Origin of the sequence: Desulfovibrio mangrovi (assembly GCF_026230175.1) — a bacterium.
GTDB classification, from domain to species: Bacteria; Desulfobacterota; Desulfovibrionia; order Desulfovibrionales; family Desulfovibrionaceae; genus Halodesulfovibrio; species Halodesulfovibrio mangrovi.
On record NZ_CP104208.1, the window covers coordinates 3,785,108 to 3,810,555 of the forward strand.

At 57.2% G+C, this 25,448-nt stretch carries 19 protein-coding genes; 9 read left to right on the forward strand and 10 right to left on the reverse strand.

The features are described 5' to 3' along the window. Positions 1-41: 41 nt before the first annotated feature. Together N1030_RS16910 and N1030_RS16915 are read right to left on the reverse strand one after the other, a co-directional pair. Positions 42-3,167 carry an efflux RND transporter permease subunit gene (locus N1030_RS16910; protein WP_265826734.1) on the reverse strand — a complete coding sequence of 1,042 codons (3,126 nt, stop codon included), beginning with the start codon at positions 3,165-3,167 and terminating at the stop codon, positions 42-44. After that, a complete protein-coding gene (locus N1030_RS16915) occupies positions 3,164-4,531 on the reverse strand; it encodes an efflux RND transporter periplasmic adaptor subunit (RefSeq protein ID WP_265826735.1) in 1,368 nt (455 codons plus the stop codon). Before N1030_RS16915 ends, N1030_RS16910 begins: the two co-directional genes overlap by 4 nt. A gap of 278 nt (positions 4,532-4,809) precedes the next feature. On the opposite strand from N1030_RS16915, the gene N1030_RS16920 reads away from it, so the two are divergent. The 4 genes from N1030_RS16920 (at position 4,810) to N1030_RS16935 (ending at position 7,918) form a co-directional block, all read left to right on the forward strand. Then, positions 4,810-5,337 (forward strand): DUF3124 domain-containing protein, encoded by a 528-nt coding sequence (locus N1030_RS16920; protein ID WP_265826736.1) that lies wholly within the window; start codon positions 4,810-4,812, stop codon positions 5,335-5,337. 90 nt (positions 5,338-5,427) lie between these two features. After that, positions 5,428-6,141 carry a FadR/GntR family transcriptional regulator gene (locus N1030_RS16925; RefSeq protein ID WP_265826737.1) on the forward strand — a complete coding sequence of 238 codons (714 nt, stop codon included), beginning with the start codon at positions 5,428-5,430 and terminating at the stop codon, positions 6,139-6,141. 173 nt (positions 6,142-6,314) lie between these two features. Continuing rightward, positions 6,315-7,112 carry a sulfite exporter TauE/SafE family protein gene (locus N1030_RS16930; protein ID WP_265826738.1) on the forward strand — a complete coding sequence of 266 codons (798 nt, stop codon included), beginning with the start codon at positions 6,315-6,317 and terminating at the stop codon, positions 7,110-7,112. Between the two features lie 530 nt (positions 7,113-7,642). After that, positions 7,643-7,918, forward strand: coding sequence for a hypothetical protein (locus N1030_RS16935; RefSeq protein ID WP_265826740.1), 276 nt, complete (start codon positions 7,643-7,645; stop codon positions 7,916-7,918). A gap of 167 nt (positions 7,919-8,085) precedes the next feature. On the opposite strand, the gene N1030_RS16940 is transcribed toward N1030_RS16935, so the two are convergent. Together N1030_RS16940 and N1030_RS16945 are read right to left on the reverse strand one after the other, a co-directional pair. Further along, positions 8,086-8,403, reverse strand: a complete 318-nt coding sequence (locus N1030_RS16940; protein WP_265826741.1) for a TusE/DsrC/DsvC family sulfur relay protein — start codon at positions 8,401-8,403, stop codon at positions 8,086-8,088. Between the two features lie 518 nt (positions 8,404-8,921). Further along, positions 8,922-9,602, reverse strand: coding sequence for a CBS and ACT domain-containing protein (locus N1030_RS16945; RefSeq protein WP_265826742.1), 681 nt, complete (start codon positions 9,600-9,602; stop codon positions 8,922-8,924). A 316-nt stretch (positions 9,603-9,918) separates the two neighbouring features. Here N1030_RS16945 and larC point away from each other — a divergent pair, with 316 nt between their 5' ends. Continuing rightward, positions 9,919-11,133, forward strand: a complete 1,215-nt coding sequence (larC, locus tag N1030_RS16950) for a nickel pincer cofactor biosynthesis protein LarC (protein WP_265826743.1) — start codon at positions 9,919-9,921, stop codon at positions 11,131-11,133. A 214-nt stretch (positions 11,134-11,347) separates the two neighbouring features. Here the strand turns inward: larC and N1030_RS16955 are convergent, their stop codons facing one another. Beyond that, entirely contained in the window at positions 11,348-12,265 is a 918-nt protein-coding gene (locus N1030_RS16955) for a hypothetical protein (protein WP_265826744.1), read from the reverse strand. A 318-nt stretch (positions 12,266-12,583) separates the two neighbouring features. Between N1030_RS16955 and N1030_RS16960 the strand changes: the two genes are divergently transcribed. The 3 genes from N1030_RS16960 to lepB all read left to right on the forward strand — a co-directional run bounded on the left by N1030_RS16960 (position 12,584) and on the right by lepB (position 16,675). Next, positions 12,584-13,879 carry a radical SAM/SPASM family putative metalloenzyme maturase gene (locus N1030_RS16960; RefSeq protein WP_265826745.1) on the forward strand — a complete coding sequence of 432 codons (1,296 nt, stop codon included), beginning with the start codon at positions 12,584-12,586 and terminating at the stop codon, positions 13,877-13,879. A gap of 243 nt (positions 13,880-14,122) precedes the next feature. Continuing rightward, positions 14,123-15,928, forward strand: coding sequence for a translation elongation factor 4 (gene lepA / locus N1030_RS16965; RefSeq protein WP_265826747.1), 1,806 nt, complete (start codon positions 14,123-14,125; stop codon positions 15,926-15,928). 84 nt (positions 15,929-16,012) lie between these two features. Next, positions 16,013-16,675, forward strand: coding sequence for a signal peptidase I (lepB, locus tag N1030_RS16970; protein WP_265826748.1), 663 nt, complete (start codon positions 16,013-16,015; stop codon positions 16,673-16,675). A 372-nt stretch (positions 16,676-17,047) separates the two neighbouring features. Here the strand turns inward: lepB and N1030_RS16975 are convergent, their stop codons facing one another. Together N1030_RS16975 and N1030_RS16980 are read right to left on the reverse strand one after the other, a co-directional pair. Then, entirely contained in the window at positions 17,048-19,189 is a 2,142-nt protein-coding gene (locus N1030_RS16975; RefSeq protein ID WP_265826749.1) for a bacteriohemerythrin, read from the reverse strand. A gap of 654 nt (positions 19,190-19,843) precedes the next feature. Next, complete coding sequence (locus tag N1030_RS16980; RefSeq protein WP_265826750.1) at positions 19,844-20,728, reverse strand: PEP-CTERM sorting domain-containing protein; 885 nt, start codon at positions 20,726-20,728, stop codon at positions 19,844-19,846. A 406-nt stretch (positions 20,729-21,134) separates the two neighbouring features. Here N1030_RS16980 and N1030_RS16985 point away from each other — a divergent pair, with 406 nt between their 5' ends. Then, positions 21,135-22,664 (forward strand): YifB family Mg chelatase-like AAA ATPase, encoded by a 1,530-nt coding sequence (locus N1030_RS16985; protein ID WP_265826751.1) that lies wholly within the window; start codon positions 21,135-21,137, stop codon positions 22,662-22,664. A 296-nt stretch (positions 22,665-22,960) separates the two neighbouring features. Here N1030_RS16985 and rsgA read toward each other — a convergent pair whose 3' ends face one another. From rsgA to N1030_RS17000, 3 genes are all read right to left on the reverse strand, one after another. Beyond that, positions 22,961-24,040, reverse strand: coding sequence for a ribosome small subunit-dependent GTPase A (gene rsgA, locus N1030_RS16990; RefSeq protein WP_265826752.1), 1,080 nt, complete (start codon positions 24,038-24,040; stop codon positions 22,961-22,963). A 111-nt stretch (positions 24,041-24,151) separates the two neighbouring features. Beyond that, the gene (gene hemC, locus N1030_RS16995) at positions 24,152-25,099 is read right to left on the reverse strand and encodes a hydroxymethylbilane synthase (RefSeq protein ID WP_265826753.1); all 948 of its coding nucleotides are present in this window, start codon (positions 25,097-25,099) and stop codon (positions 24,152-24,154) included. Between the two features lie 123 nt (positions 25,100-25,222). After that, positions 25,223-25,441 (reverse strand): FmdB family zinc ribbon protein, encoded by a 219-nt coding sequence (locus tag N1030_RS17000; protein ID WP_265826754.1) that lies wholly within the window; start codon positions 25,439-25,441, stop codon positions 25,223-25,225. Positions 25,442-25,448 lie beyond the last annotated feature (7 nt).

Genomic DNA, 25,448 nt, shown 5'->3' on the forward strand with positions numbered 1-25,448 from the left:
AATGAAAAAACCACCGTTTCCGGTGGTTTTTTTATTATCAGTTATCTCGTTTGCTGTTTGCGTTCCCTTGCATGGGCTGTCAGCCCCCAGTCGTCCAGTACGCAGTAGAGTGCCGGAACAAGGAACAGCACCATAACCGTGGACATGGTAAGCCCGAAAATGATGCTGCAGGCAAGGGGGATGAGCACCTGAGCCTGGATGCTGGTTTCCGTGAGCAGGGGCAGCAGGCCGGCAATGGTGGTCAGCGAGGTGAGCAGCACGGCGCGCAGCCTGTTGCGGCTGGCCGCAGGTGCGGCCCGCACGGGCTCCAAACCTTCTCCGAGCCGTAGTTTCAGGAATTCCACAAGCAGGATGGAGTCGTTGACCACGATGCCGGCGAGGGAGATGAATCCCATCATGGAAGGCATGGTCAGATCCAGCCCCATGAGCAAGTGTCCCCATATGACGCCAATGAGCGCCATGGGAATGGCCATGAGCACGCATATGGGCTCCGAGTAGCTCTTGAACTGGAAGCTCAGCAGTATGAACACGCCGGCAATGCCCACAATGAACGCCGTACGCATGGAGTTGCCGGTCTTGGCTCCTTCCTTTGCCTCACCTTCCAGCGACATGTGTATGCCCGGATATTTCTTGAGCAGACCGGGAATGAAGGATTGCAGGGTGTCTGCGCGAATCTGGCTGGCATTGGCCAGGGCGGTGTTCACGTCGCCTTCGACGGTAACGGTGCGCAGGCCGTTTACCCGGGCGATGCGCGCCCAACCCCGTCCGTATTCGATATCCACCACGTTGCCGAGGGGAATCTGGTTGCCGGAGACATCCGTGATGTGAAAGTAGTCAAGGTCGGCAAGGCTGTTCTTGTCATCGGGGGCAAGCCGTACGTCCACCTCGTAGGATTCGCCGTGGTACTGGAGTTCGGTTGCCGTTTCGCCGAAAAAGGCGGTTCGCAGTTGGTTCCCGATACGCCTTGCGTCAATGCCCAGCGATTTGGCGCCCTTTTTCAGCGTGGCCCGCAATTCGGGTTTGCCGGGGCGCAGGTCGTCTTGCAGATCCACCACGCCGTTGTACTGTGACAGCCAATGCTGCAGATCAAGCGAGGCGGCTTTGAGCTGGTGCATATCCTCGCCCGTGAGCCGGAAGCTCAGCGCCATGCCGCCGGGACCGATAACCGGCTCTTTCCAGACAATGGAGATCACGTCCGGTACAGAGCCCGTACGGTCACGCCACATGCCCGCCACGTCGTCAAGTCGCAGGGTGCGCAGGTCGGAATCCAGCAGGTCTGCGGAAACCGTAACGACATGGGGGCCGGTTTCATCAGCATCAGAGTTGGTGTTGTAGTAGACGGCGATATTCTTCACGAGCGGCTGGTTGTCTGGCTGTTGCGGGGCATATTCGGTATCAATGCTCTTGAGGGCGGAAATGAGCTGTGCGGTAACGGCTTCAGTCCGCGCAAGCGGGGTGCCCTGCGGCAGCAGAACCCGTGCTTCTATCTGGTCGCCTTCAAGGTCCGGAAACACTTTGAATTTCAGTCTGCCTCCTGCAATCATGCCCACGCTGATGAGCAGCAGGGCAATGACGCAGCCCACGAAGAGATAACGCCATCGGACCGCCGCATCCACGGCTTTACCGAGGCGTTCCTCTTTGAACCGTTCGAATTTTTCATCGAAACGCTGACGGAAAAGGCTTTTGCGGTCCTGCCGCATGGCACCGAGAGAGTGGGCCAGATGATGGGGCAGAATGAGAAAAGCCTCTATAAGGCTTACCCCCAGCGAGAGGATGAGTACAAAGGGCATGACCCAGAGCACCTTGCCGATGTTGCCTTCCATGAATACGGCCAGCGAACCGAAGACGAGTACCGTGGTGGCAAAGGAAGAAATGACGCCGGCCGCCACCTCACGCGTGCCGTCCACCACGGCCTCGAACGGGCGTTTGCCCCTGTTGATGTGGGCCGCCACGTTTTCGGCAATGACGATGGCATCGTCCATGATCAGGCCGGTGGCCAGCAGAAGGCCCACCATGGTCATCATGTTTATGGTCATGCCGGTCACGTGCATGCCGTAGAGAGAGACAAGGAAGGAGACCGGCAGGCCCATGGCCACCCAGAAGGCATACCGGAAGCTGAAGAACAGCCACATGGTGAGGAACACGAGCACAAGGCCCTGAATGCCGTTCTTCAGCAGCATGTTCAGGCGGTCGGAGACGATGTCGGAAACGTTCTTGGTTACTGTGAGGTTCACGCCGGGTGGGGCTGTGTGGCGTTCCTTTTCCAGAAATGCCTGTGCCTGGTCAACAAGGTTCAGGGCATCCTGTTGCTGGGTTTTGTTTATTTGCAGAATGCCCGCCCGCAACCCGTTGAAGATGACCTTGTCTTCATCCAGCTCGAACCGATCGGTGATGGTGGCTATGTCGCCGAGGCGGATTTCCGCTCCGGAAGAGCCCGCTACAACAATAAGCTCTTCAAACTCCTGAATGGTGCGGCGCTGGTCCTTGAAGCGGATGAGAATGTCTCCCGTGTCCGTCTGCAACGTGCCGCCGGGCAAGTCCAGACTTTGGGCGGCAATGGTATCCGCTATGTCGGCTGCTGAAAGACCGTATTGTATGAGTGCCTGCGCAGGCACTTCTATGCGGATCTGGTGGTCGGAAAAACCGGCAATGGTTATCTGGGTGATGTCTGTGGTGGCAAGAAGCTGCCGTTTAAGCTGCTCGCAATATGCCTTGAGGTCCGGTGCGGACATGGGGCCGGAGACAGCCACGGACATCACGAAGTCCAGCCTGTTGAGCTGGCTTATGATCGGGGTTTCGACGTTTTCGGGAAAGTCGTCGATGGCGTCCACCTCTGTCCGCACATCGTTCAGAAAACGATCTATGTCGCCTCCCTCGGTCATTTCCGCAATGATGACTGCGGCTCCTTCCTTGGCCTCGCTGGTCACTTCGGCAATTTCCGACAGGGCTTCAAGAGCTTCCTCCACCCGTTCGCAGACGGCTTCTTCCACATCCTCGGCGGTTGCGCCGGGGTAGAGGATGGATATCTGCACCTTGTCCGGCGTGAAGCGGGGAAAGGTTTCGCGCAGCAGTTTTGGGGCAGCCAGCAGGCCCATGAGCAGAAAGGCTGCCATGAGCAGGTTTGCTGCGGTGGGGTGCGACGCGAAGTACGCGAGAATGCGCCTCATCGGACACTCCCTTCGCCCAGAGCTTCCCGGGTGATTGTTTCAATCGCCTGTTCGTCGGTGACGGGGTTGAGCAGCATGTTCTCCATGGCGGGAATGACGTCCGTCAGTACTATGGTTTCTCCTTCCGCAAGGCCGGAGCGCAGCACCACAATGTGCCCCTGCGGAAAATCCACCGTGACTTTGCGCAGTTCAAGACGGTTGTCGGCGTTCATCACGTAGACGGTGTCGCCGTGCAATGCCGAGCGGGGAATGGCGACGGCGGGATCAATGGGATGGCCGCGCAGCTCCACCTCGCAGAACATGTTGGGCAGCAGCGGCGGCCGCTTGCCGGGTTCGGCCTTGATGTACGAGTCATCCACGGCCACGTATACTCCGACTGTGCGGGTGTTCGGATCAATGGAGTCGTTCATGCGCGTAACACGGCCTTTCCACGAGACCGTGTCGCTGCCCAGTTCAATGCGCACAAGGGCATCCAGCGAAAGAAAACGCTGGAAGGTTTCCGTGGTCAGCTTTTCGCCTTGCGCAATGGGGTTGCCCCCTCTGGGCACCACGTAGCGGAACATATACATGGGCATTTGCGCCACGGCTTCGGAAAGCCCGATGGAGTCAGCCTTGGCAATGGTCTGGCCGGAATTCACGGCTTGGCCTTTTTCAACGGATACTTCGGTTATGCGACAGTCGAAGGGGGCTCGGATGTAGGTCTTGGCCAGGTCTATTTCCGCTTCCTCAAGACGGCTGCGACTGGCCGAAATGCTGGCGAGAAGGGCCTGCCTCTGGGCGGGAATGCCATTCAGTGTGGTGCGGTAGGACTGTACTTTGTTTTCCTGCGTGAGTAACTGGCGTTCCGTGCTTTCCATTTCGGAACGGGCAATGGTGCCGGAGGCCATGAGGTGCTTCATGCGTTCATATTCCTTTCGGTAGAGGTCCAGAGATTTTTTCTCCACTTCATAGGAATGTTTCGTGTCCCTTTCCGTCTGTTCCAGTTCGCGCAATTGGGCCAGCAGGTTGTTCACGTCTGCCGTGGAGGCCTGCCGGGCCGTCAGGCGTTTTGCCGGATCAATGCGGACCAGCATGTCGCCCTTGGCAAGCAGGGCGCCTTTCTTGAAATAGGGATTGATCTCTACGATCTGCCCGCTGACTTCGGTCACGGCCTGCCATTCCTGACCGGCCTGAATGTGGCCGTAGCCTATAACTCTCGGAATCACGGCAAGTTGCGGGGCCTTCATGACGCGGACAGTTGTGGTGCGTTCTGCCACTTCCACCCGTTCAGGTTTGCGGGCCGTTTTGATGAGAACAACGAGGCAGAGTATGCCTGCTGCCACGGCAGGAATGATGAGCTGTCTTCTGGATAAGGATATGCGCATGGTGTGCACCTGTGGATTTCGATGTTCAGGCCTGTCGGATGGCAGACCGCTCTTATTAAGTCGGTTGGGGCGGTCTTGAGGTTACAGATCGATAAGGTCCCTATACCATTCCGTTTGCATTGGTTCCAGCAGCAAGAAAGGGGAGTCGAAGATTTGTGGATAGTGGTTCACATTGAATATGTTGTCATCGGTTTTCCTTGAGTCGCGGGGGATTATGCCGCATATTGGGCGAAACAGCTCTGCCTGTGCCGATGCGGGCGGGAAGTACAGGAGGAAACATGGGAAATATGCGTGCCGTGCATAGCCGGGTCATGATTGTTCTGAGTCTGCTTGTCGCGTTGGTGTTTCTGGTTCCCGCGGTCCGGCCTGCAGAGGCTGGCAGAGGCCGTGTGGTTGCCGAGAAATGGGTCTCGCAGACGGTTTATCTTCCCGTGTATTCAAGTGTTTTTTTCGGGAACCAGAAGAAACGCACCCGTCTGTTTAACGTTGCTGTTACGGTGAGTGTGCGGAATACAGATGCGTCCTCTCCCATTGAGATTCTGGGAGTCCGTTATGTCAGTTCTGCCGGCAAGACCTTGCGTCAGTATGTGAAAGAGCCGCTGGTTTTGCCTCCGCTGGCCGCTTTTGAGCTTGCGGTTGACGAATCTGATGAAGAGGCGGGGGTAGGCGGCTGTTTTATCATCAAGTGGAAGGCCGCAGATGCCGTGAGTGCGCCGCTCATGCAGTCTGTCATGATTGGAACGCAGAATTCGCAAGGTATTTCCTTCATTACGGAAGGCCGCATGGTGGAAGGGGTGCGGGAGTAGCTCCCTGGTTTGAGTTGACAATCAGTTCTGACATGGTTCATATTGGTCAGACCAGTTTGCGGAAGTATTTTCTTCCGCGGTAAGGTACGCATGAAGTCGGAAGCAGTGGAAAACAAAACAACGCGCCGGGTGCGCCTGCATGAAGAGATTGTCGCCCAGATTCGCGAACTGATAGCGCAGGGCGAACTGAAGTCCGGTGACAAGTTGCCTGCGGAGCGCAGGCTTGCAGAGATATTTCGCGTTTCGCGTCATTCCGTGCGCGAAGCCATCCGGTCGTTGGAGCAGCAGCAGATTGTGACCAGCCGCCTGGGCGACGGGACCTATGTTCTGGAGAAGAAGGAAGAACAGGTCATTGAGCCGTTGGCAACCGCTCTGGAGCGTTGCCGCGGCAAGCTTGCCGAGGTGCTTGAACTGCGTAAGCTCATTGAGCCGCAGATCGCCTCGCTGGCGGCGCGCAACGTCACGGATGACGAGCTGATCGGGCTCAGGGCTCAGCTGGACAGGCAGATTGCCGAGATTCAGCTCGGGAATACCGGCTCTGAAGCGGACTGCGAATTCCATAAGCTTATTGCGGCAGCCACGGGCAACAGCGTGCTGTTGGAGATGGTTACCCGCATCCACGACCTCGTTGCGGAGAGCAGAGACTTCACGTTGCAGAATGATCACAGACGCGACTGGGCCATAGAAACCCATGAGCGCATTCTCAAGGCCTTGGTGGACCGTGATCCGGAAGCCGCCTACCGGGAAATGTATGATCATATTGCCTACGTGGAGCAGTTGGCGCTGAAGGAGCTGGGCCAGTAGCACGTCGTCGGTGAGCAAAGGGTGTGTGCCCTTGCCCTAAGTCTTGGGAAGACGCCCGTCGATCTGTGGCTGGCCTGTTCTGCACGAAAACAAGGTTGCGCAGGATCTGCCTGCTCCGGCAGGTTGGCTATGCACCTGTTTGCTGCACCATTTTGCCGCACCATAGAGGAACCATGTTCACCACTCTTATTCTTTACCTGGCCCTTGGCGCTGTTGCCGGTATTCTTGCCGGACTGCTTGGCATAGGTGGCGGCCTTGTCATTGTGCCCATGCTGCATTTTGCTTTCCAGTGGCAGGGGCTGCCCGTTGAGCACCTGATGCACATGGCTCTCGGCACCTCGCTGGCCACCATCATCATGACATCCGTTGCCAGCTACCGGGCCCATGACAAGTTGGGCGCCGTGCGCTGGGACATCTTCCGCAGCATTACTCCCGGAATCATCGTGGGCACCTTGATCGGTTCGTGGCTTGCCGCACGCATGTCTACCGGCATTCTCAAGGCCGTGTTCGTGTGTTTCCTGTATTACGTGGGAACGCAGATGCTCATGGGCATCAAGCCAAAGCCGACCCGTGATATTCCCGGCACTGCAGGCATTTTCGGAACCGGCAGCATAATCGGCTGCGTCTCCAGTATCGTTGGTATTGGTGGCGGCACATTGACCGTTCCCTTCATGACCTGGTGCAATGTGCAGATGCATGTGGCCATCGGAACCGCCTCGGCCATAGGTTTGCCCATCGCATTGGCCGGAACCCTGGGATACGTCATGAACGGTTGGGGTGTTGCCGGTCTGCCTGACTGGACCGTGGGGTTTGTCTACATTCCGGCCCTGCTCGGCATCATCGCCGCCAGTGTGCTGACCGCTCCCTTCGGTGCAAAGCTGGCGCATAGCCTGCCGGTATCCAAGCTCAAGCGCATTTTTGCCATCCTGCTCTACGTGGTGGCCACCAAGATGCTGTTGAGCCTTTTCTAGCCTCTCCTGTCTGCGGCCTGTTTCTTTCTTGTTGCTGGCCGCTTAAGCTTTCCCCTGTGATTGGCCGGACTACCTTGTGAGGTGGCCGGTTGGTTGGCATCCGCCCCGTACGCGAAAGCGTGCGGGGCGGTTTGTTTTCACGAGGGGGAACAGGGCGCAAAAGGGACGATCAGTAGTGAACATTCACTATGATGTTTTGTTTCGATTCTGTTGCAAGCCGGTTTCGTTTTTTTACATAATCCCTCTACCTGAGATTGTTGGGATTGTTCCTAACTTTGGCCTTTACCTGTGGAAAAAAATATACTTGTTGGTCAGGCCACTCAGGGCTAGGTTGCCTCTCAGGGAAGAAAACAGGATGCAACGCTGCATTGGTTCTTTTGATAATTGCTAGCGATATCAGATTGTTGCATTGTGTAAGCTTTTTGCTTTCCCAACTACGGCCTTACCGGGGTTTCATGCACAGCGTTGCTGCACAGTTACGAAGGGTGTGTGGAAAACCTGCTGGGATGACTGAGCAACAGGAGGATGTCGTGCGTAAGAATGGCATGGACGATATGATTGAAAAATTGGGTGAGGATTTTGCCAAATTCGCCGGGACGCTGCGAGACGTTGAGAGAACGGAGGATGGTGATTTCATAGTGCCTGCGGATGTGATGCTTTCCATCGTAGGCCATGTCGAATCCATGTTCGGCACAGTGCGCAAGACGCACGTGTCGGTCAAAAGCGCTCTGGTAACCGAGCAGCTGTCTCGTGATAGAGCGTGGGATTTGCTGATGGAAGAGGCTGACTGCGGCACCGAACACTAACTGGTCGAAATTCGCTGTACTGATAAAGGCCCTGCAGGCACGACCTGCCGGGCCTTTGTCTTTTTTGTGTGTGGGCTGAAAAGCAGGTCGGGGATGGTCTGAAAAGGGCAAAAAAAATGGCGGAAGCCGAAGCTTCCGCCTTGATTGCACTTGCGCGCTGGTAGCGACTAAACGCAGCCAGTGGGCTTGGGCAGACCGGCCATCTTACAAGCGCCCTTGCCGGGGCCGGAGGGGAACAGTTCGTAAACCTGCTTCAGCTTGAAGCCGGTGTTCTTGGAAAGAATACGAACCATGGGAGCGATGCCGTTCTTCTTGTAGTAGTCCTGCAGGAAGTCCAGAATCTTCTGGTGGTCTTCGGTGATCTCAGCGATACCTTCGGATTCCTTTACGAACTCAACCCACTCAGGGGACCATTCTTCGAAGCGAAGCAGGAAGCCGTCTTCATCAACCTCAAAAGTCTTACCCTTAAAAGAAACTTCAGCCATTTGTGTCCTCCTTGGACATGCTCTTCAGCGTGTATCGAGCTAGACTATGCCGGAAACCGGAATGGTATCCGGCAACCAAAGTAAGCAGCTGTCCGCTGCTTGTTTCCACACAGGTAACGATGAACCATTCAAAGGTATGAAAGGTCAATCTTCAGCTATTATCCCGCTTTGGATAAAGCCGGATATAGGGGTTTGTCAATGGTCTGCCTGAAAAAAGCGCAACGCGTGCGCGACAGGAGAATAATGCCTTAAAAGGCCGCGGTGCCGTCCTGTTGGGGAGCGGTCACAACCATTGCTACCCTGTAAGTGGTGCTTAACATGCCACAAGGATTTCAAAATTTCAAGAAAAGTCGTCCTAATGTTTCCTTATTGATTTCAGTGTATTGCCTGTGATTGAGTGTGCAGCTAAGTATTTAGGGTTTTGTTTACTGCCAGTGGGCGGATGTGACACTGAAAAGGGAGAGAGCGTTACGCTCTCTCCCTTTTAATGTCATTAACCAGTGGTCGCGGCTTGCGGGTTACGTAAGCGCGTGGACGTGGTCGCGGGCCCAGAACAGCATCTTGTGCCTGGACTTGAGCTCCTCGATGATCTTGTTTTCTGCCGTACGGTCCATGGGCATGATGCGGATGTTCACAACGCGGCTTTCCTTGTTCTTGTCCGGCCCTTCCATGGAGGTCAGGATGGAGATGATGCGGGCGTTGTGTTCGCGCAGCGTGTCTACGATGGGCTTCAGCGTGCCCGGGGTGTTGGGCAGTTCAAAGGCGAACTGCACACCGCCGTAGCGGACGCCGGTGATGGTGATGAGCACTTCGAAGATGTCGCTGTCCGTGATAATACCTTGCAGAATGCCGTCATCATCGACCACGGGCATGCCGCCGATCTTCTTGCCGATCATGGTGACGGCAGCGTTTTCCACTGTGTCCAGCGGCTTGGCGCACACCGGATCAACGGTCATGATATCCTTCACCTTGATCTCGGAGAGAAGATAGTACAGCTCGTGCACGTCAAGGCTCGTGGCCTTGGAGGGGGAAGCTTCCTTGATGTCGCGGTCGGAGACGATGCCGACAACGCGATTCTTGGCGTCCACCACGGGCAGTCTGCTGATGTCGTGCTCCTTGAGAATCTTGGAGGCCTTCATCATGGACGTGTCGGGGGTGACGGTAAGTACTTCCTTGGTCATCCAGTCGCGAATAAGCATAAGGTTCCTCCTTACTCAGCCAGAAAAGTATGTTAGGCCTGAGCCGTTGGTTTCATTTTCCGTAGGTTTACTATAATCATCTTTTGGCAAGGCAAACAAGAAAAAATAATCACCATAACATGTTATGGCGTCAATATTCGGTCTGGAACCGTTTATCCATGATTCTTTCGTGTCTTTGCGAATTGTGCTGTTTGCTGCATCCTTCCGGCAGGGAACGGCAACGGGGCCTCGGCGAAGGTGATAGCGCTTTCTGCCGATATGGCCGTCCCATTGGCGGGCGGCAGATCTATACGTGCAGTGTCTATTGGGAGTGCATATGCGATCGCTGTATCTTGATTGTTCCTTGGGCCTTGGCGGTGACATGCTGCTTGCCGCCCTGCACGGACTGGGTGCGGACTTTGCTGTACTTGAGGGATTATTCTCGGATTCAGGCGTCGCCGTGGAAATACGCCCCGAGACCGTCACACGGCAGGGAGTAGCAGGGTGTTCCATGAGTATTCGCTGGGAGGACGGGCAGCCGCTTCGACACCTTGCTGATCTTGAGGACATTCTGAACCGGCTGGCCGTTTCCCCTTCCGTCAAGGAGAAGAGTGCAAAGGCGTTGCGCCGACTTGCGGAGGTGGAAGCCACCGTGCATGGCGTTGCCGTTGAGTCTGTGCATTTTCACGAGGTAGGGGCCATTGATACGCTGGTGGATGTGGTCGGTGCTTTCTGGGCGCTGGAACAAATGGGCGTTGAAGAGGTGGTGTGTTCCTCATTGCCGTGGTTCACGGGAACGGTGCAATGCGAGCACGGCACCATGGCGCTGCCTGCACCCGCCACGTTGCAGCTCATGCAGGGCAAGCCAGTGCACCCCACCGCTTTTACGCAGGAGATGGTCACGCCTACCGGCGCGTTGCTCATAGATGCTCTGGTTTCACGGTTTGCCGAAGGACCGACGGGTACCTTGCTCGGGAGCGGGCTGGGGTATGGTACCCGCGATTCGGGAGGAGGGCTGCGTACGTTCCTGCTGGCGCAGGCGGACGCAGGCAAAAGCAATCGCGCGGGAGCTGCTGAGGCCGTGACGCTTGATACCGTCGTGCAGCTTGAGAGCAACGTGGACCATCTGACCGGCGAGGAAATCGGGTTCTGCTTTGAGTCGTTAATGGAGGCTGGCGCTCTGGATGTGCTCTATCTTCCCGGGATCATGAAAAAGAACAGGGCGGGCGGGGTACTTCGGGTGCTTTGTGCGCCGGACATGGCAGATGCCGTGCAACAGGCTTTCTTTCATCACACGCATACCCTCGGCATTCGTCGCAGTCGTGTGGAGCGGGTCACGCTGCAGCGGCATGCTTCCCGTATGGAAACACCGTTGGGCGAGATGGAGGCCAAATCCTATAGTCTGGGAGGTCGGCAGATTTCCCGTCCGGAATATGAGGCTCTGGTGGCTTTTGCCAGAAAAACGGGGCGGAGTCTGCCGGAGTTGCGGGCCATGATGTCTGGTGGGGCCGGGGAGGAAGCGTCTGACGGAGATGAGGACTGCAATATGTAGTCAGTCATGGCGCAGCAGGATGAGGGCTTCTCCAGTCATGCCTATGCCGCCGGGATGTTGCAGAGGGTTTCAGAATGTCCCATGCGGGAACGCGGGTGGGTTTTAGTCCGCTCCGTATGAAGCGGCTTCGCTTTTTGTACGAAACAGCAGCAGACCCGATCGCATTGGCATCGGTCAATATGGCCCTGTCAGGGGCGTTCGCGGGCAGTTGCCGTCAGCGGATGCGCAGGCTGCGCCAGACCGATTCGAAGGTCTCCGAGTCGCAGGCCGTGGTGGTGCCTGATTCGTGCGTCACCATGAGCATCTTGTTCTCGTTTTCCACTATCCATGCCGTTCCCTGAATCGTGCGCGTCTTCTTTTTGCCGTTGGCAAACAGGGAAAGCCGTTGCAGCAGGTTGGGCCGTGTTTCCTTATGCCACCGGTAGCGTTTGCGGGAACCGTCCGGCAGTCCGGCCTTTTCCTTGCGGATGTTTTCCAGCGGGGTGTCCATGGTGTCCCGAATCCAGACCCTGAACGGTTGTCCCTGCAATACCACGTTGGCGGGAGCAAGGCGTTTTATGCTCAGGGTGCAGCGGCCGTCGGTAAAGTCCAGTTCACTCAGGCCGGGTTTGAATTCCGCTTTCGCAAGCGTGTATCCGGCTGGTGCCAGAAACTGCAGGTCGTTTATCGCGTAGGGGACAGGGGCCCCGGGCAGAGCCATGGACATGCTGTTCAGAACGGGGCGCAAGGCTTCTGCCTCTGCAGCGCTCTTCAGCGGGCTTTGGATAAGCACGGTGCTGTTGGAAGGTCTGTGCAGGCACAGGGCACCGTTGGCACTTTTGTGCGAGAATGGATGAACTTCAAAGTCAGGCGACATGGCCGTGAGCAGTTCGGTCCAATGGGAAGGGATGTCGGCAGACGTGAAGGAGAATCCCTCAAAGCGTTGCATCTGCCTTTCAAGAGCACGACGCTTGCGCGGGATGGAAACAGGGCCGGATTCCACGGTCCACTTGCATTCCAGAACGGCAAGGTCGTTACGGGTAATGAGAAGGTGTCTGGTGTCAATGATTGCCGGTATCCAGTCGTCGGGCACGGTCAGGACTAAGCCGTTCCATGCCACCGGACTGCCGGGTATGTCCGATGCAGCGTCCATGTGCCATTCCTGTTGAGGGTTGCCAAAGGCGGAGTGCCGCGTGCTTATGGCGGGTATCCGCAGCCTGTTTCCGGCAGACTGCTTTTTTTCCGGCAGTTTGTCCAGAGGGTGTTGGCTGAGCAAATAACTAATATCGTATTTTCCCTTGCCAAGGGGCGACCGGACATTAGATGTCCTTAGCCGGAATGGTCTGTCCCGGCTGTTATATTGTTTTCTGCTCCCTTTCGAGAGTGATGTACCTGATTGCAAGAAGTGGTGCCGCCAGCGGGAACTCGTGTGAGAGAGCCTGGGGCACTGAGAAATGAGAGAGGTCGCTGCGTGTCGAACGACTATCCTGCCCGCCTGTATGTTGAGGTGACAACCCGTTGCAATCTGCGTTGCAGCATGTGCGTGAAACAGACGGAAGGCTGCGGCATTGCCGAGGCCGATATGCCGTTCGAGGTTTTTTCAAGGCTGGCCTCGTGCCTGCCCCATGCCGAGGCGGTGTTGCTGAATGGCGTGGGAGAGCCGCTGTTGCACCCGCAACTGCCGGAGATGGTCCGTTTTGCACGACAGCATATGGTACCGGATGCCATGCTGGGGTTCCAGTCCAACGGGTTGCCGCTGACTCCGCAGCTTGCGGAACGGTTGCTGGCGGCAGGCCTTTCCACAGTCTGCCTTTCCGTGGATTCCATCGCCTCCGCAGAAATGGAGACACTGCACGGCGGCGGGCAGACCATGAGTCTTGGCCGCTCTTTCGCCATGCTGCGTGAGGCGCGCCAGCGCACCGGAAACGACCGTTTCCGCATCGGGGCCGAGTTCGTCATCATGCGGCGCAATCTGCATGAACTGCCACAGGTCGTCCGCTGGGCATCGGAACAGGGCGCGGCCTATATGCTGGCCAGCCATGTATTGCCCTATGACGAGCGGGCCGTTGCCGAATCCGTGTTTACGCAGGATTCGCCGGAGGTGCTCGCCTTTTTCGGGGAATGGCGCGACAAGGCCGCTGCCTTGGGGCTTGATCTAGACCGTTACTATTCCCTGTTCCGTAAATTTCACCGCAGCGAGGACGAAAAGCGGCTGGTGGCCTTTGTGCAGGAGATGCAGCAGGCGGCCAGCGCGCAGGGCATTTCGCTGCACCTCAAGCGGCTCATCGAGCAGTCCGGGGCTATCCCCCTTGCCGAGGTGGAGGCCGTCTTCGCCGAGGCGCGAGCAGTGGCGGAGGAATGCTGTCTGGAACTGCACCTGCCCACGGCTGCGGCCCGCAAGGAGCGCCGCTGCGACTTTGTGGAGGATGGGGCCGTGTTCATTACGCCCGATGGCGGGGCGCATCCCTGCTATTTTCTCTGGCACCGCTATTCCTGCCATCTGGACGGACAGAAGAAGACCGTGCGGCCGGAACGCTTCGGCAGTGTGGCGTTCTCCTCACTGGAAGCGATCTGGCGTTCGCCGGAGTATGCCTCGTTCCGGAAAGACGTGTGTGCCTATGAGTATCCCGACTGTTCTTCGTGCACCATGGGACCGTGTGATGACATGACCGGTGAGATGGGGCCCTTTGAGCATGATTGCCACGGCATTACGGTTCCTTGCGGGCATTGTCCGTGGTGTCTTGGCGGATTGCAGTGTCTTCTTTAATTATTTCACGGTAATTCAGGTTCAGTTGAGCCTATTTTCCCAAGTGGGACACCCCATTGCTTGGTGTTAGACTTCCGGTCGCAAATAGTCTATGTAAGGCTGTTCATTGCGGGTGCTCCAATTCTGTTGCCGGAAGGGCGCAGTTGCGGTGCCCCGAACGCTCCGGCCAGCGGTCCCGCTGCCGGCATTACAACCTTATGCACAGGAGGAATGACGTCCTTCGGGACGCCATCCAAAATACATATGGCGAAACAGGCACATATCAGAAATTTCAGCATCATCGCGCACATTGACCACGGCAAGTCCACGCTGGCCGACCGTATCCTTGACATCACCGGTCTTGTTCAAGCCCGTGACAAGAAGGAACAGTACCTCGACCGCATGGAAATCGAGCGCGAACGCGGCATCACCATCAAGGCTCAGGCTGTCCGTATTCCCTACAAGGCGAAGGACGGCAACAACTACATCCTGAACCTCATCGATACTCCCGGCCACGTTGACTTCGGCTACGAGGTTTCCCGCTCCCTTGCCGCGTGCGAAGGCGCGCTGCTGGTCGTGGACGCCTCGCAGGGTGTGGAAGCCCAAACCCTTGCGAACGTCTATCTTGCGCTGGACCATGACCTTGAGGTCATTCCCGTTCTGAACAAGATCGATCTTGCCAGTGCGGAGCCCGATCGCGTGAAGGCGGAAATCGAGGAAGTCATCGGCCTTGATACCACCGATGCGCTGGGCGTGAGCGCCAAGACCGGCCTGAACGTGGAACAGGTGCTCGAAGCCATCGTGGAACGCCTGCCCGCCCCTGAAGGTGACCCCAATGCGCCTCTCAAGGCGCTGATCTTCGACTCCTGGTACGATTCCTATCAGGGCGTCATCATCATGTTCCGCGTGGTGGACGGCACTCTGAAGAAGGGTGACAAGATTCGCCTGATGGCCACCGGCAAGGAATACGAAGTAACCAAGCTCGGCGCATTCAGCCCCGAGATGATCGAAATGAAGAGCCTCACCGCCGGTGAGGTAGGCTACCTGTGTGCCACCATCAAGGAACTGGGCGATGCCAAGGTGGGTGATACCGTAACACTGGTATCCAACCCCGCCAGCGAGCCTGTTCCCGGGTTCAAGGTGGTCAAGCCCATGGTGTTCTGCGGGCTTTACCCCTCGGACGCCAACGAGTACGAGCCGCTCAAGTATGCGCTGGAAAAGCTGCAGCTCAACGACGCTTCCTTCTCCTACGAGGCGGAAACTTCGCAGGCGCTGGGCTTCGGCTTCCGCTGCGGTTTCCTCGGCTTGCTGCATATGGAAATCATCCAGGAACGTCTTGAGCGCGAGTTCGACGTGGATCTCATCGCCACTGCTCCTTCGGTTATCTACAAGATCAAGACCGTGGACGGAAAGAAGATGGATATCGACAGCCCCGCCAAGCTGCCGGATCCCACCAAGATCGAGACGCTGTACGAGCCCTTTGTACGCTGTGAAATTCACGTACCCGACGAGTATGTGGGCAACGTGCTCAAGCTGTGCGAAGAGAAGCGCGGCATCCAGAAGGACCTGAAGTATCTCACGTCCAGCCGTGTCATCATCACCTACGAACTGCCCTTTGCGGAAATCGTGTATGACTTCTTTGACAAGCTGAAGTCCTACACCCGCGGGTATGCTTCCATGGACTATGAAATCATCGACTACCGCGACTCCAATCTGGTGAAGCTCGACATGCTCATCAACGGCGAACCGGTGGACGCGCTCTCCATCATCGTGCACCGCGACAAGGCCCAGTATCATGGCCGCGCTGTGGCGCTGAAGCTGAAGAACACCATTCCCCGCCAGATGTTCGAGGTGGTCATTCAGGCCGCCATCGGCACCAAGGTCATTGCCCGCGAACGCAATGCGCCCATGCGCAAGAACGTGACCGCCAAGTGTTACGGCGGCGACATCACGCGTAAGCGCAAACTTCTGGAAAAGCAGAAGGAAGGCAAGAAGCGCATGAAGCGCATGGGCAACGTTGAGTTGCCGCAGGAAGCCTTCCTGGCCGCACTGAAGGTAGGCGAAGACTAGCGGGTTGTTCTTTCCGTACACGCGAACAGAAACTGTCCGACTACCCGCCCGACACACGCCGAGCGGCAGAATATGGAACGCATCATGTCCGAATTGAATCAGAAGAGTGGATTTGCCGAATACTTTGAAGCGCTGTTCATTGCCATTCTGCTGGCCTTGTTCATCCGTTCCTTCCTTGTGCAGGCTTTTACCATACCGTCCGGTTCCATGCTGCAGACCCTGCAGATCGGTGATTACCTGCTGGTGAACAAGTTCACCTACGGCATTCGTTTCCCCTTTGTGGTGAAGGAAACCAATCCCTCCGGCGGTTCATGGTGGTCCCGCCATTCCGTGGTGCTCGGACCCGAGCTTGTGCACATGAATGATCCCGAACGGGGCGATGTTGTCGTATTCGAGTATCCCAAGGATCCTTCCATCCACTATATCAAGCGCGTTATCGGCGTGCCCGGTGATACGGTGGAAGTGCGCGACAAGGTGTTGTACCTGAACGGCGAGAAGCAGGACGAACCCTATGTGCAGTATGTGCGCACCTTCCCCGGCCCCGGTGATAACTTCGGTCCCATTGTGGTGCCGGAAGGCAAGTACTTCTGCATGGGCGACAACCGTGACGAGTCCTACGATTCCCGTTTCTGGGGCTTTGTGGACCGCTCCGCCGTTGTGGGCAAGGCGCTGGTTCTCTACTGGTCCATGGATGGTATCAGCTCCATCCGTTGGAACCGTATCGGCCGCTCCGTGCACGACCTGTAGCATGCAGCAACCGGCAATGCCGGACTGATCAGAATAAGCGAGTCCCCCGCCGCAAGGTGGGGGACTTTTTTGTGGTTGCGGGGCAGGTGGCGCGTTGCCGTCGATCTGCGGCTATATGAGAATATGGGCAAGTGTAGGGATGGTTCTCAGGGAGCATGCAGAGGGGGCTGGATCGGCTGGCTGGTCTGCTGCGCTTGTTAGAAGCGAATTATCGGGTGTGCCCCGGCAGTGGCTTTTGATCACACGCTGTGTGCTGGCTGGCAGTGTTCCTCCTGCCGTGGAGACTGCTGATGAAAGGCCCTGCAGTTATGAAAAAAGCCCCCGTGCGCAAACATGGGGGCTTTGGAGTTCTTGATGCGATGCCGACTGAAGCTAACGGACGCCTTTTTCGCGCAGGAAGGGAGTGTAGCGGCGGTCGGTACCGTTGATGTGCTTCATGAGCCATTCCTTGAGGAAGCGCATGACATCCATGGTGACCGTCAGTTTGCCGGACTTGAGGCCCTCTTCGAAGTCGAGCACCTTTTCCACGAACTTTTCGTGCTGGCGAATATGGTCAGGGGTTTCGGGGTACCTGTGCTTGGCAAACAGGTCTTCCTCGAACTTGAAGTGGGTGACCGTGTAGTTCTTCAGTTCATCCACGATCTTGATGAGATGCTCTTTGCTGCGGCGTTCCTTCATGGCCCTGTGCAGACTGTTGATGAGCTGCACGAGACGTTTATGCTGGTCGTCGATGGACTTGATGTTCAGCGCAAGATCGTCCGTCCACGTGAAGAGATCGCCGTTGCCGTTGGTGTCCACGCCGGTGGCCTTGCCGGATGCAAGCGACTGGATGACGGTGTCCAGCTCTTCCACAAGGCCGGAGATCTCAACAAGAGCTTTGGCGGAAACAGACATACCCTCTGCGGTTTCGGATGCCACACGGGTGACTTCGGACACTGCGCGGTTGATCTCTTCCGAGGCGGCAGACTGTTCTTCCGATGCCGTGGCAATGGAGGAAACCTGCATGGCGGTTTCATCAACAATATGCACGATCTCTTCCATGAAGCGGCCTGATTCGGTGGCTGCTTCGGTGGAAATGACAATGTCCTTGGCGGCCATCTCCACGGCCTGCACGTTCTCGCGGGCATGGGTCTGGATGAGTTTTACGGCATCGCCCACTTCCTTGGTGGCGTGCATGGTCTTTTCTGCCAGTTTGCGTACTTCGTCCGCCACCACTGCAAAGCCGCGGCCGGCTTCACCCGCGCGGGCGGCTTCAATGGCTGCGTTCAGCGCCAGCAGGTTGGTCTGGTCCGCAATGTCGGAGATGGTGACCATGATCTGGCTGATGGAGTCGGCCTGCTGGCCGAGCTGGCCCATGGTTTCCTTGAGCGACATGATGCGCTGCTGGATCTGTTCGATGGAATCGACAGCCTTGCGCACGCCCTTGGCGCCGGTTTCGGCGTTTTCCTTGGAGCGGGCGGCGGATTGCGCGGCGCTGGAAGCGTTCTGTGCAACCTCGAAAACGGTACCGTTCATTTCCTCCATGGCGGTGGCAGTTTCCGTCATGCGGTCGCGTTGAATATCCACGCCGTTGTTCACGACCTCAATCTGGCGGGAAAGCTCTTCAACCGAGGCGAAGACCTTGTGGGAAACCCCCTGCGCCTTGTTGGCCACGGCGGTCATGGTGTCAAAGAGCTTTTGTACGGTCTTGCGCTGTTCTTCGGCGTCCTGCAGGGCCTTGGCGGTTTCTTCCGCACGCTGGTTCGCCTCGCGGCCAAGGGCATCGGCTTCCGCCATCTTGGCCTTGAGGTTGGTCACCATCTTGTCGATGTCGTCCTTCAGGAAATGCAGTTCATGGGCGTAGCTGCCTTCAGGCTGTGCGTCCAGCTTGCCACCGGCAATTTTCTGCGAATAGGCGCGCAGGTTGCCAAGAGGCGTGAACAGGTCACGTCTGAGACCCAGCAGTACTATCAGCAGAACCGCGGCACCGAAGGCGGCACAGGCAAGTTCCAGTATGAGCAGGTATTGTACCTTTCCCTCGGCTGAGGCCTGCATCAGGGAAACGGCCTTGGTCATGGCGCCTACCAGTTTGTCGCTGGCTGCAGGCAGCGTGGCGGTGGCTTCCGTGTTGCCGGAAAGGGAGGCATCCACCTGCTTCTTATAGTCCTTCCAGAGCGAGGCAACCTGCGAAAGCTGGCTGGCAACGCTCTTGTCCGGTGCGGAAAGGGTGGCCACGGGGCCGGATGCCTCCAGCGTCAGCGGCGCATTGCCGCCGTTTGCAAGGGCATTGAGGGTTTTGTCAAAGATACGGATGGAGCTGGATACACGGTCCTTGTATCCGGCGTCCTTGGATATTTCAAAGGCGAGTGTGTCCTTGGCTATTTTCTGGCTCAGCATGCGCTGGCGGCCGGAAAGGTTGATGGCGAGTCCATCCCCTTCCTGAGAATTGGTCACGATCAGCGTCCCGGCCAGCATCGTCAGCGAAACGAAAAACAGGCTGAGAACAGACAAGAGAATTCTTGTACGTATGGTCATTGTTCCCCCGTGGTTGAGCAAATAACGTTAGCAGGAATGATGATATGGATAATTGATCTCGTTAGCAATGTAGAAGCCCGAAAAATTTTCATATTTATTTTGTTCTGCTCCTTATAGGGTCATTGCTGTGCCAAATCTATGAATAATCGGTTGCGAAGTCTTGTGGTTATGTTGCCTCTGGGTCTTCTTGGAACCAACCGAGGCCGTGTAGGATGAGATATCTGTTGCTGCGGTCTTTCGTTTTGGTCGGGCGATTTTGCGGGTCTTCCCGTTTCACTGCCCAAAACGGTACGGCATGTTGCATGCTGTATCGGACAAGATGACCAAGGCATAAGGGTATGGATCTGGAATGACAGCGATAAACCAAGTCCTGAACAGGTGAGCGGGGGTATGGTCGCACGAAAGGGCTGTGGCCCCCATGTTGGTCTGGATGTGTTAAGCTGATCAGGAAGTAGATCTCGCGTGTTGGCTATCTGTATATTTTGAACTTCTCTCGGCAGGGCGGGCGGGAAAGGCCGATGCTGTTGTGAGCCCGGTAAGCAGAAGCCGGTGCGAGAAACTCACACCGGCCCTGTTGGATCAGTATTCAGGTTCAACGTGCTTCCGAAGGTCAGGCAGATCTATTGGAGCACTGGATACAGGACGATGTCATGTCTATTCTTTCAACTTGCGTCCAACCGCTGCAATCCAGGTTAGCCCGACGAGGAGCAGGATGATCGTGGAGGGTTCTGGCGTTGCAACCGCAGGGGCACGCAATGACATCGCCATCATCTCGGGTGCTGGGGGATAATTGATTTCGGCTTCCGGTACGAGGAGTTCGAAATCGACAACGCCCTCGGGATACCCCTTGACGTTGGCAAGGAAGTAGTATTCCCAATCAAGCCTTGCAGGGCCGTCATCCCCTTCGTCTCCATCGTCGGAAGTCGTGGACGCCTTGCCTCCCTTCTTGCCTCCGCCTCCTGCATCCGGTCCGGAGAAGAATGGGTCGGCACGCAGTATATCCTCAAGACTCAGCAAAGCGACATCGCCGGTCAGGAGAAATTCGAAGGCATAGGTTTCGCCCATCGGTATTCCGCTTGAAGGGTCGCCGGAAGTGAACATGCTGCCGATGCTCGCACCGGCATCCCAGAAACCGTGATAATCCGGGGACGGGATGAGGGTGGACTTCATGGTTGTCATCGGCATGTTCCAGCCGCTGACGGTGGTTTCGCCGTTGGTCACGGATTGCAGTGACGCGGAAACTCCGTCCGGAACATTGAAGAGAAAGGCTGTGATGTAGGGAGAAATGTAGACATTGTAAAGGTTGCCGTCAGGGTCCGTGGTCTCTTGGACAATTGTCTGGGAATTGTTTTGGATAGTGACCGTGATTGTTCCTGACTTGTTTGATTGCCCCAACTCCCAGGTGAATCCGGCGTTAGCTCCGATTTCACCGTAGGAACCGTCCGCAAGGCCCATTGTCAACGACATTCCATAGATCGGAGATGCAAAGGGCAGCCATATTAGACATAAAGCCAAAAACATGTGTGCCAGGTATTGCATTCCGCTACCTCCTTTGGTTGGTAAAGCCTGTCTGGGAACACTTTCAGTGTTCATCAAAAACAAGCAGGGGAATAATAGCGGTGAGCAATAACTGTGCCTGAATATTTGGTAATTAATTTGATATTTCAGAGTGCTACGGTAGAGAATTGTTCCATTATATCTTAACATGTAAGTCGATAAATCTTACAGTAGAAACGAATGCGTTTCTGGAACGTTCGGGTGGAGAAAATTTCGCTCACAGGGTATTATGGCTGCTTGCGTTGATGAACCAATCATGTCGGATGCGTCTGCATCGGGTTTTTGTGCAGGAAGCATCGCCAAATATATCGAAGTTAGGCAGTCGCTTGTCCTTTATCGCGTTTTCTTTTAACAGCACGGTGCATACACAATTTCGAACGGACACCTTATGATTTCTACAATTTCCTGCGCTGCCCTGTTGGGAATAGACGCATTCAGGGTTGATCTTGAAGTGGACCTGGCGCGGCAGGGCATGCCCGCATTCACGCTTGTGGGTCTTGCCGAGGGGGCCGTGCGTGAAGCCAAGGAGCGTGTGTTCGCAGCGCTCAAGAACGGCGGATACAAACTGCCCCCATCCCGCATAACCGTGAACCTTGCCCCTGCCGATCGTCGCAAGGGCGGTAGCGGCTACGACCTGCCTCTGGCACTGGCATTGCTGGGCGCGGCAGAAGTGCTGCCGCAGCAGAAGCTGGACGGCTGGTATGTGGTCGGCGAGCTTTCCTTGACCGGCGAACTCAAGCCCGTGCCCGGCGTGCTGTCCATGGCCATTCTTGCCCGCAAGGAAGGGGCGAAGGGCTTTCTTGTTCCGGCGGACAACGCAGCCGAGGCGGCTGTGGTGGAGGGGCTGGATGTATACAGCATCCGGTCGCTGGGCGAGGCGGTCGGTTTTCTTTCCGGCGAGACGGCTTTGACGCCCGTGAAGCGGGACATCCGTGACGTCTCGGCCAGTGACGACTGGCTGCTGGATTTTGCCGAGGTGAAGGGGCAGGAACATGCCAAGCGCGCTATTGAAATTGCTGCGGCGGGCGGGCACAATTTGCTGTTCCTCGGGCCTCCCGGCAGCGGCAAGACCATGCTGGCTCAGCGTATTCCCACCGTGCTTCCGCCGCTTACCATTGACGAAGCGCTGGAAGTGACCAAAATTTATTCCGTGGCAGACATGCTGGGCGAGAGTTCGCTCATCCGGACGCGACCTTTCAGATCGCCGCACCATACCATCTCGGATGTGGGGCTCATCGGCGGCGGTGCCTATCCGCGTCCGGGCGAGGTGTCGCTGGCGCATCGCGGCGTGCTTTTTCTGGACGAGCTGCCGGAATTCAAGAAGCCCGCGCTTGAGGTCATGCGCCAGCCGCTGGAAGCGGGCAACGTCACGATATCCCGTGCCGCGATATCGTTGACCTATCCGGCTGACTTCATGCTTGTGGCAGCCATGAACCCCTGTCCATGCGGCTATCAGACTGATGAGCGGCATACCTGCGTGTGCAGCGATTTCCAGATTCAGCGCTACCGCGCGCGGCTTTCCGGTCCCTTGCTGGACAGGATAGACCTGCATGTGGAAGTGCCCGCCGTGCCGTATGAGGATTTGCGAAGTGAGTCTCCCGGGGTGACATCCGCCCAGATGCGGCAACGAATCGAAGCCGCCAGAGCACTGCAGGCTGCGCGGTATGAAGGTACGCCCTGTATGACCAACGCCGACCTTTCCGGCCGGTGGCTTGAGGACTTCTGCCGTCTTGGTGCGGCGGAGCACGCTTTCCTCGGCAAGGCCGTGAACGCGCTGGCCCTGTCTGCCCGCGCCTACACGCGCATACTGCGCATTGCGCGCACCATTGCAGACCTTGCGCGTGAGGAGACTATTGCCGTTTCGCACATTGCCGAGGCCATCAACTGCCGTACGCTGGACCGGCAGGGCGGGGCGTAAGATGTATCGCTGCTCCAGATGCGATACAAGCAGATCATCAACGTAAAGGCCGGAAGCGCGAGCTTCCGGCCTTTGTTGTGCCTCAAGATTGTCTTGGCGGTACTTCATCCAGATCCTGATTGGGCCGTATTCGCCATTCCTGCGCTGTTACGCCTCGCTGGTCATGTAGGCCAGTTCGCCGCCAGCGGTGGCGTGAGCGGGAGGGGGAAATGTTGTATGGGACGGGATGGCTGACACACATCATGACACATGAAGATGCCACAACGTGCTTTCAGGATACTGTAAAGTTGGATGAATCAGCGTCTGCGGCGTTGTTTCTTGCCGGTGGAACGTCCTGCCATGCGGTCTGCGGCACGGCGCTGGCGGGCGTAGATTTTGGCCTGCTGTTTTTCGTCGTCCTGAGCGGCCTGCTCCCGTACCAGTTTGCGGTAGTTCTCCACACGGCGTTGCGGGATGATACCCTGTTCCACGGCTTCTTCCACGGCACAGTCCGGTTCGCCATCGTGCTTGCAGTCGGCAAAGCCGCAGCGCAGGCCCAGTTCGATGATGTCGCCGAATACTTTGGAAAGACCGTGTTCGCAGGGGGGCAGACGCAGTTCACGGAAGCCGGGCACGTCCATGATGAGGCCGCCGTTGGGCAGTGTGTAGAGCGTGCGGCTGGAGGTGGTGTGGCGTCCCTTGCTGTCGGAGTCCCGAATGGCGCCGGTGAGGGTGAGCTCTTCGCCGCTCAGGGTGTTCACGAGTGTGGATTTGCCCACACCGGATGAGCCTACAAGCGTTGCGGTGCGGCCGCGCTCCACCCACGGGAAGAGGGCGCTGACCGTGTCGATGGTCAGGGCGTTGACGACCACCACGTTCAGATTGCTGTTGAGCGCGCGTACCTGTGCGGCGCAGTCGTCCGCATGTTCTGCGGTGACGAGGTCGCGTTTGGTGAGCACCACGACCGGCGTTACGTCATATTCGTAGGCGATGGCCAGATAGCGTTCAAGGCGGGAAAGATTGAAGTCCTCGTTGAGCGAGGAAACGATGAACAGGGTGTCCAGATTGGCCGCCACCAACTGTACGCTGGTGATATCCGAAGGAGCGCGGCGGGTGACAAGCGTCTGGCGGCTCAGGATGCGTACGGGCCACTCGCCCGTTTCATCAAGGATGAGCCAGTCGCCTACGGTGGGCCTGTCTTCCGGCTCACCGGACAGCCAGTTGCCGGGTATGGCGATCTGGCGTTTGCCTTCGGACCCCATTATGAACATGACCATACTGTGTACGCTGCAGACGCGCACAATGGATGATTCCGCAGGGCGGTCTTCGGTGAGCTGGTCTTCGAAAAACGAGTTCCAGCCGAGGTCGGCAAGATGGGGGTAGGCTGTGCTTGTCATGCGTCCTTTGACAGTAGCGGGAATGTTGTTCGTTGCAAAGTATATCCGGCCCCGAAGGGCCGGATATGATATTCAGTGCTGGTCCGCGGCAGGCCGCGATCAGGCGCAGTGTTATGAGCGGGTTGCCTGCTCGGAGGCATACACCTCTTCGAGAATGGCTCCTGCTCCCTGCTGTTTTACGGTCTCGGCAAGCTCAAGGCCAATCTTGCGCGCTGCTTCGGCGGTGCCGGCAACGGTTTCGCGGATGATGCGCTTGCCTTCAAGGTCGGCCACAAAGCCCACCAGCGAGAAGCTGTCTTCACCCGTCATGGTGGCGTGACCGGCGATGGGTACCTGACAGCCGCCCTGCAGGCCGAAGAGGAATCCGCGTTCGGCTTCCACGCAGATGCGGGTGGGGCGGTGCTCCAGAAACGCGAGCAGTTCATGCATGTCTTCGCGGTCCTGATGGAATTCAATGCCCAGTGCTCCCTGACCCACGGCGGGCAGGAAGCGGGGCGGCCCCAGAATTTCGTGCTTGGGTGCGGTAAGGCCCAGACGCTTCAGGCCGGAGGTGGCCATGATGATCGCGTCGAACTCGCCGTCCATGAGCTTGCGCAGGCGGGTATCCACATTGCCGCGCAGGGACACGACCTTCAGGTCGGGGCGCAGGGTCAGAAGCTGCGACTGGCGGCGCAGGCTGCTGGTGCCCACGGTGGCGCCCTGCGGCAGGGAGTCCAGCGTGTCGTAGTTGACGGAAAGGAAGGTGTCCGATGCGTCTTCGCGCTGGGGAATGGTGCCCAGAATGAGGCCTTCAGGCAGTTCCATGGGCACGTCCTTCATGGAATGCACGGCAAGGTCTGCGCGGCCGTCCAGAAGGGCTTCTTCGATTTCCTTGACGAACAGTCCTTTGCCGCCGACTTTTGCCAGAGGTACATCCAGAATGATGTCGCCCTTGGTCTTGAGTACGAGCAGTTCAACGGAAACCTTGCCCGCATGCTGCCGTTCGATGCAATCCTTGATGTGGTTGGCCTGCCAGAGTGCGAGCTTGGAGCCACGCGTGGCGATGACGATGTTCTTCATTTCGCGTCCGCTTGAGCTTGAGGTTCCGTGCCGGAGGTTGCGCTTCGCGACTAGGCGCAAGGCCGACCGGCGAATATTCTGGTGCGGCGCTATGCCGCACGGGATTCCGTACCGTGCCTGCCGTTACTTGCAGGTAGAACAGTTGCCGCCGGAGCAGCCGGAACAGCCGGAGCTGCCCGAAGGGGCGGAAACGGTTCCGCCGGGCATCTTGAACTGGGTGGCGGAAAGCAGTTTGTGCGTTGCGCCGGAAGCGCATGCGGGGCATGCCGGCGTATCGTCGCCGAAAACCAGTTCTTCAAATTCATTGCCGCAGGCTTCACACTTGTATTCATAAATGGGCATAGCAGTT

Bases quoted from the DNA above. Each gene is read 5' to 3' on its own strand.
- N1030_RS16980 (WP_265826750.1), bottom strand. From the start codon at position 20,728: ATGCAATACCTGGCACACATGTTTTTGGCTTTATGTCTAATATGGCTG.
- N1030_RS16930 (WP_265826738.1), top strand. From the start codon at position 6,315: ATGTTCACCACTCTTATTCTTTACCTGGCCCTTGGCGCTGTTGCCGGT.
- hemC (WP_265826753.1), bottom strand. From the start codon at position 25,099: ATGAAGAACATCGTCATCGCCACGCGTGGCTCCAAGCTCGCACTCTGG.
- N1030_RS16915 (WP_265826735.1), bottom strand. From the start codon at position 4,531: ATGCGCATATCCTTATCCAGAAGACAGCTCATCATTCCTGCCGTGGCA.
- N1030_RS16955 (WP_265826744.1), bottom strand. From the start codon at position 12,265: ATGGACGCTGCATCGGACATACCCGGCAGTCCGGTGGCATGGAACGGC.
- N1030_RS16940 (WP_265826741.1), bottom strand. From the start codon at position 8,403: ATGGCTGAAGTTTCTTTTAAGGGTAAGACTTTTGAGGTTGATGAAGAC.
- larC (WP_265826743.1), top strand. From the start codon at position 9,919: ATGCGATCGCTGTATCTTGATTGTTCCTTGGGCCTTGGCGGTGACATG.
- rsgA (WP_265826752.1), bottom strand. From the start codon at position 24,040: ATGACAAGCACAGCCTACCCCCATCTTGCCGACCTCGGCTGGAACTCG.
- N1030_RS17000 (WP_265826754.1), bottom strand. From the start codon at position 25,441: ATGCCCATTTATGAATACAAGTGTGAAGCCTGCGGCAATGAATTTGAA.
- N1030_RS16985 (WP_265826751.1), top strand. From the start codon at position 21,135: ATGATTTCTACAATTTCCTGCGCTGCCCTGTTGGGAATAGACGCATTC.
- N1030_RS16975 (WP_265826749.1), bottom strand. From the start codon at position 19,189: ATGACCATACGTACAAGAATTCTCTTGTCTGTTCTCAGCCTGTTTTTC.
- N1030_RS16925 (WP_265826737.1), top strand. From the start codon at position 5,428: ATGAAGTCGGAAGCAGTGGAAAACAAAACAACGCGCCGGGTGCGCCTG.
- N1030_RS16945 (WP_265826742.1), bottom strand. From the start codon at position 9,602: ATGCTTATTCGCGACTGGATGACCAAGGAAGTACTTACCGTCACCCCC.
- lepA (WP_265826747.1), top strand. From the start codon at position 14,123: ATGGCGAAACAGGCACATATCAGAAATTTCAGCATCATCGCGCACATT.
- N1030_RS16920 (WP_265826736.1), top strand. From the start codon at position 4,810: ATGGGAAATATGCGTGCCGTGCATAGCCGGGTCATGATTGTTCTGAGT.
- N1030_RS16910 (WP_265826734.1), bottom strand. From the start codon at position 3,167: ATGAGGCGCATTCTCGCGTACTTCGCGTCGCACCCCACCGCAGCAAAC.
- lepB (WP_265826748.1), top strand. From the start codon at position 16,013: ATGTCCGAATTGAATCAGAAGAGTGGATTTGCCGAATACTTTGAAGCG.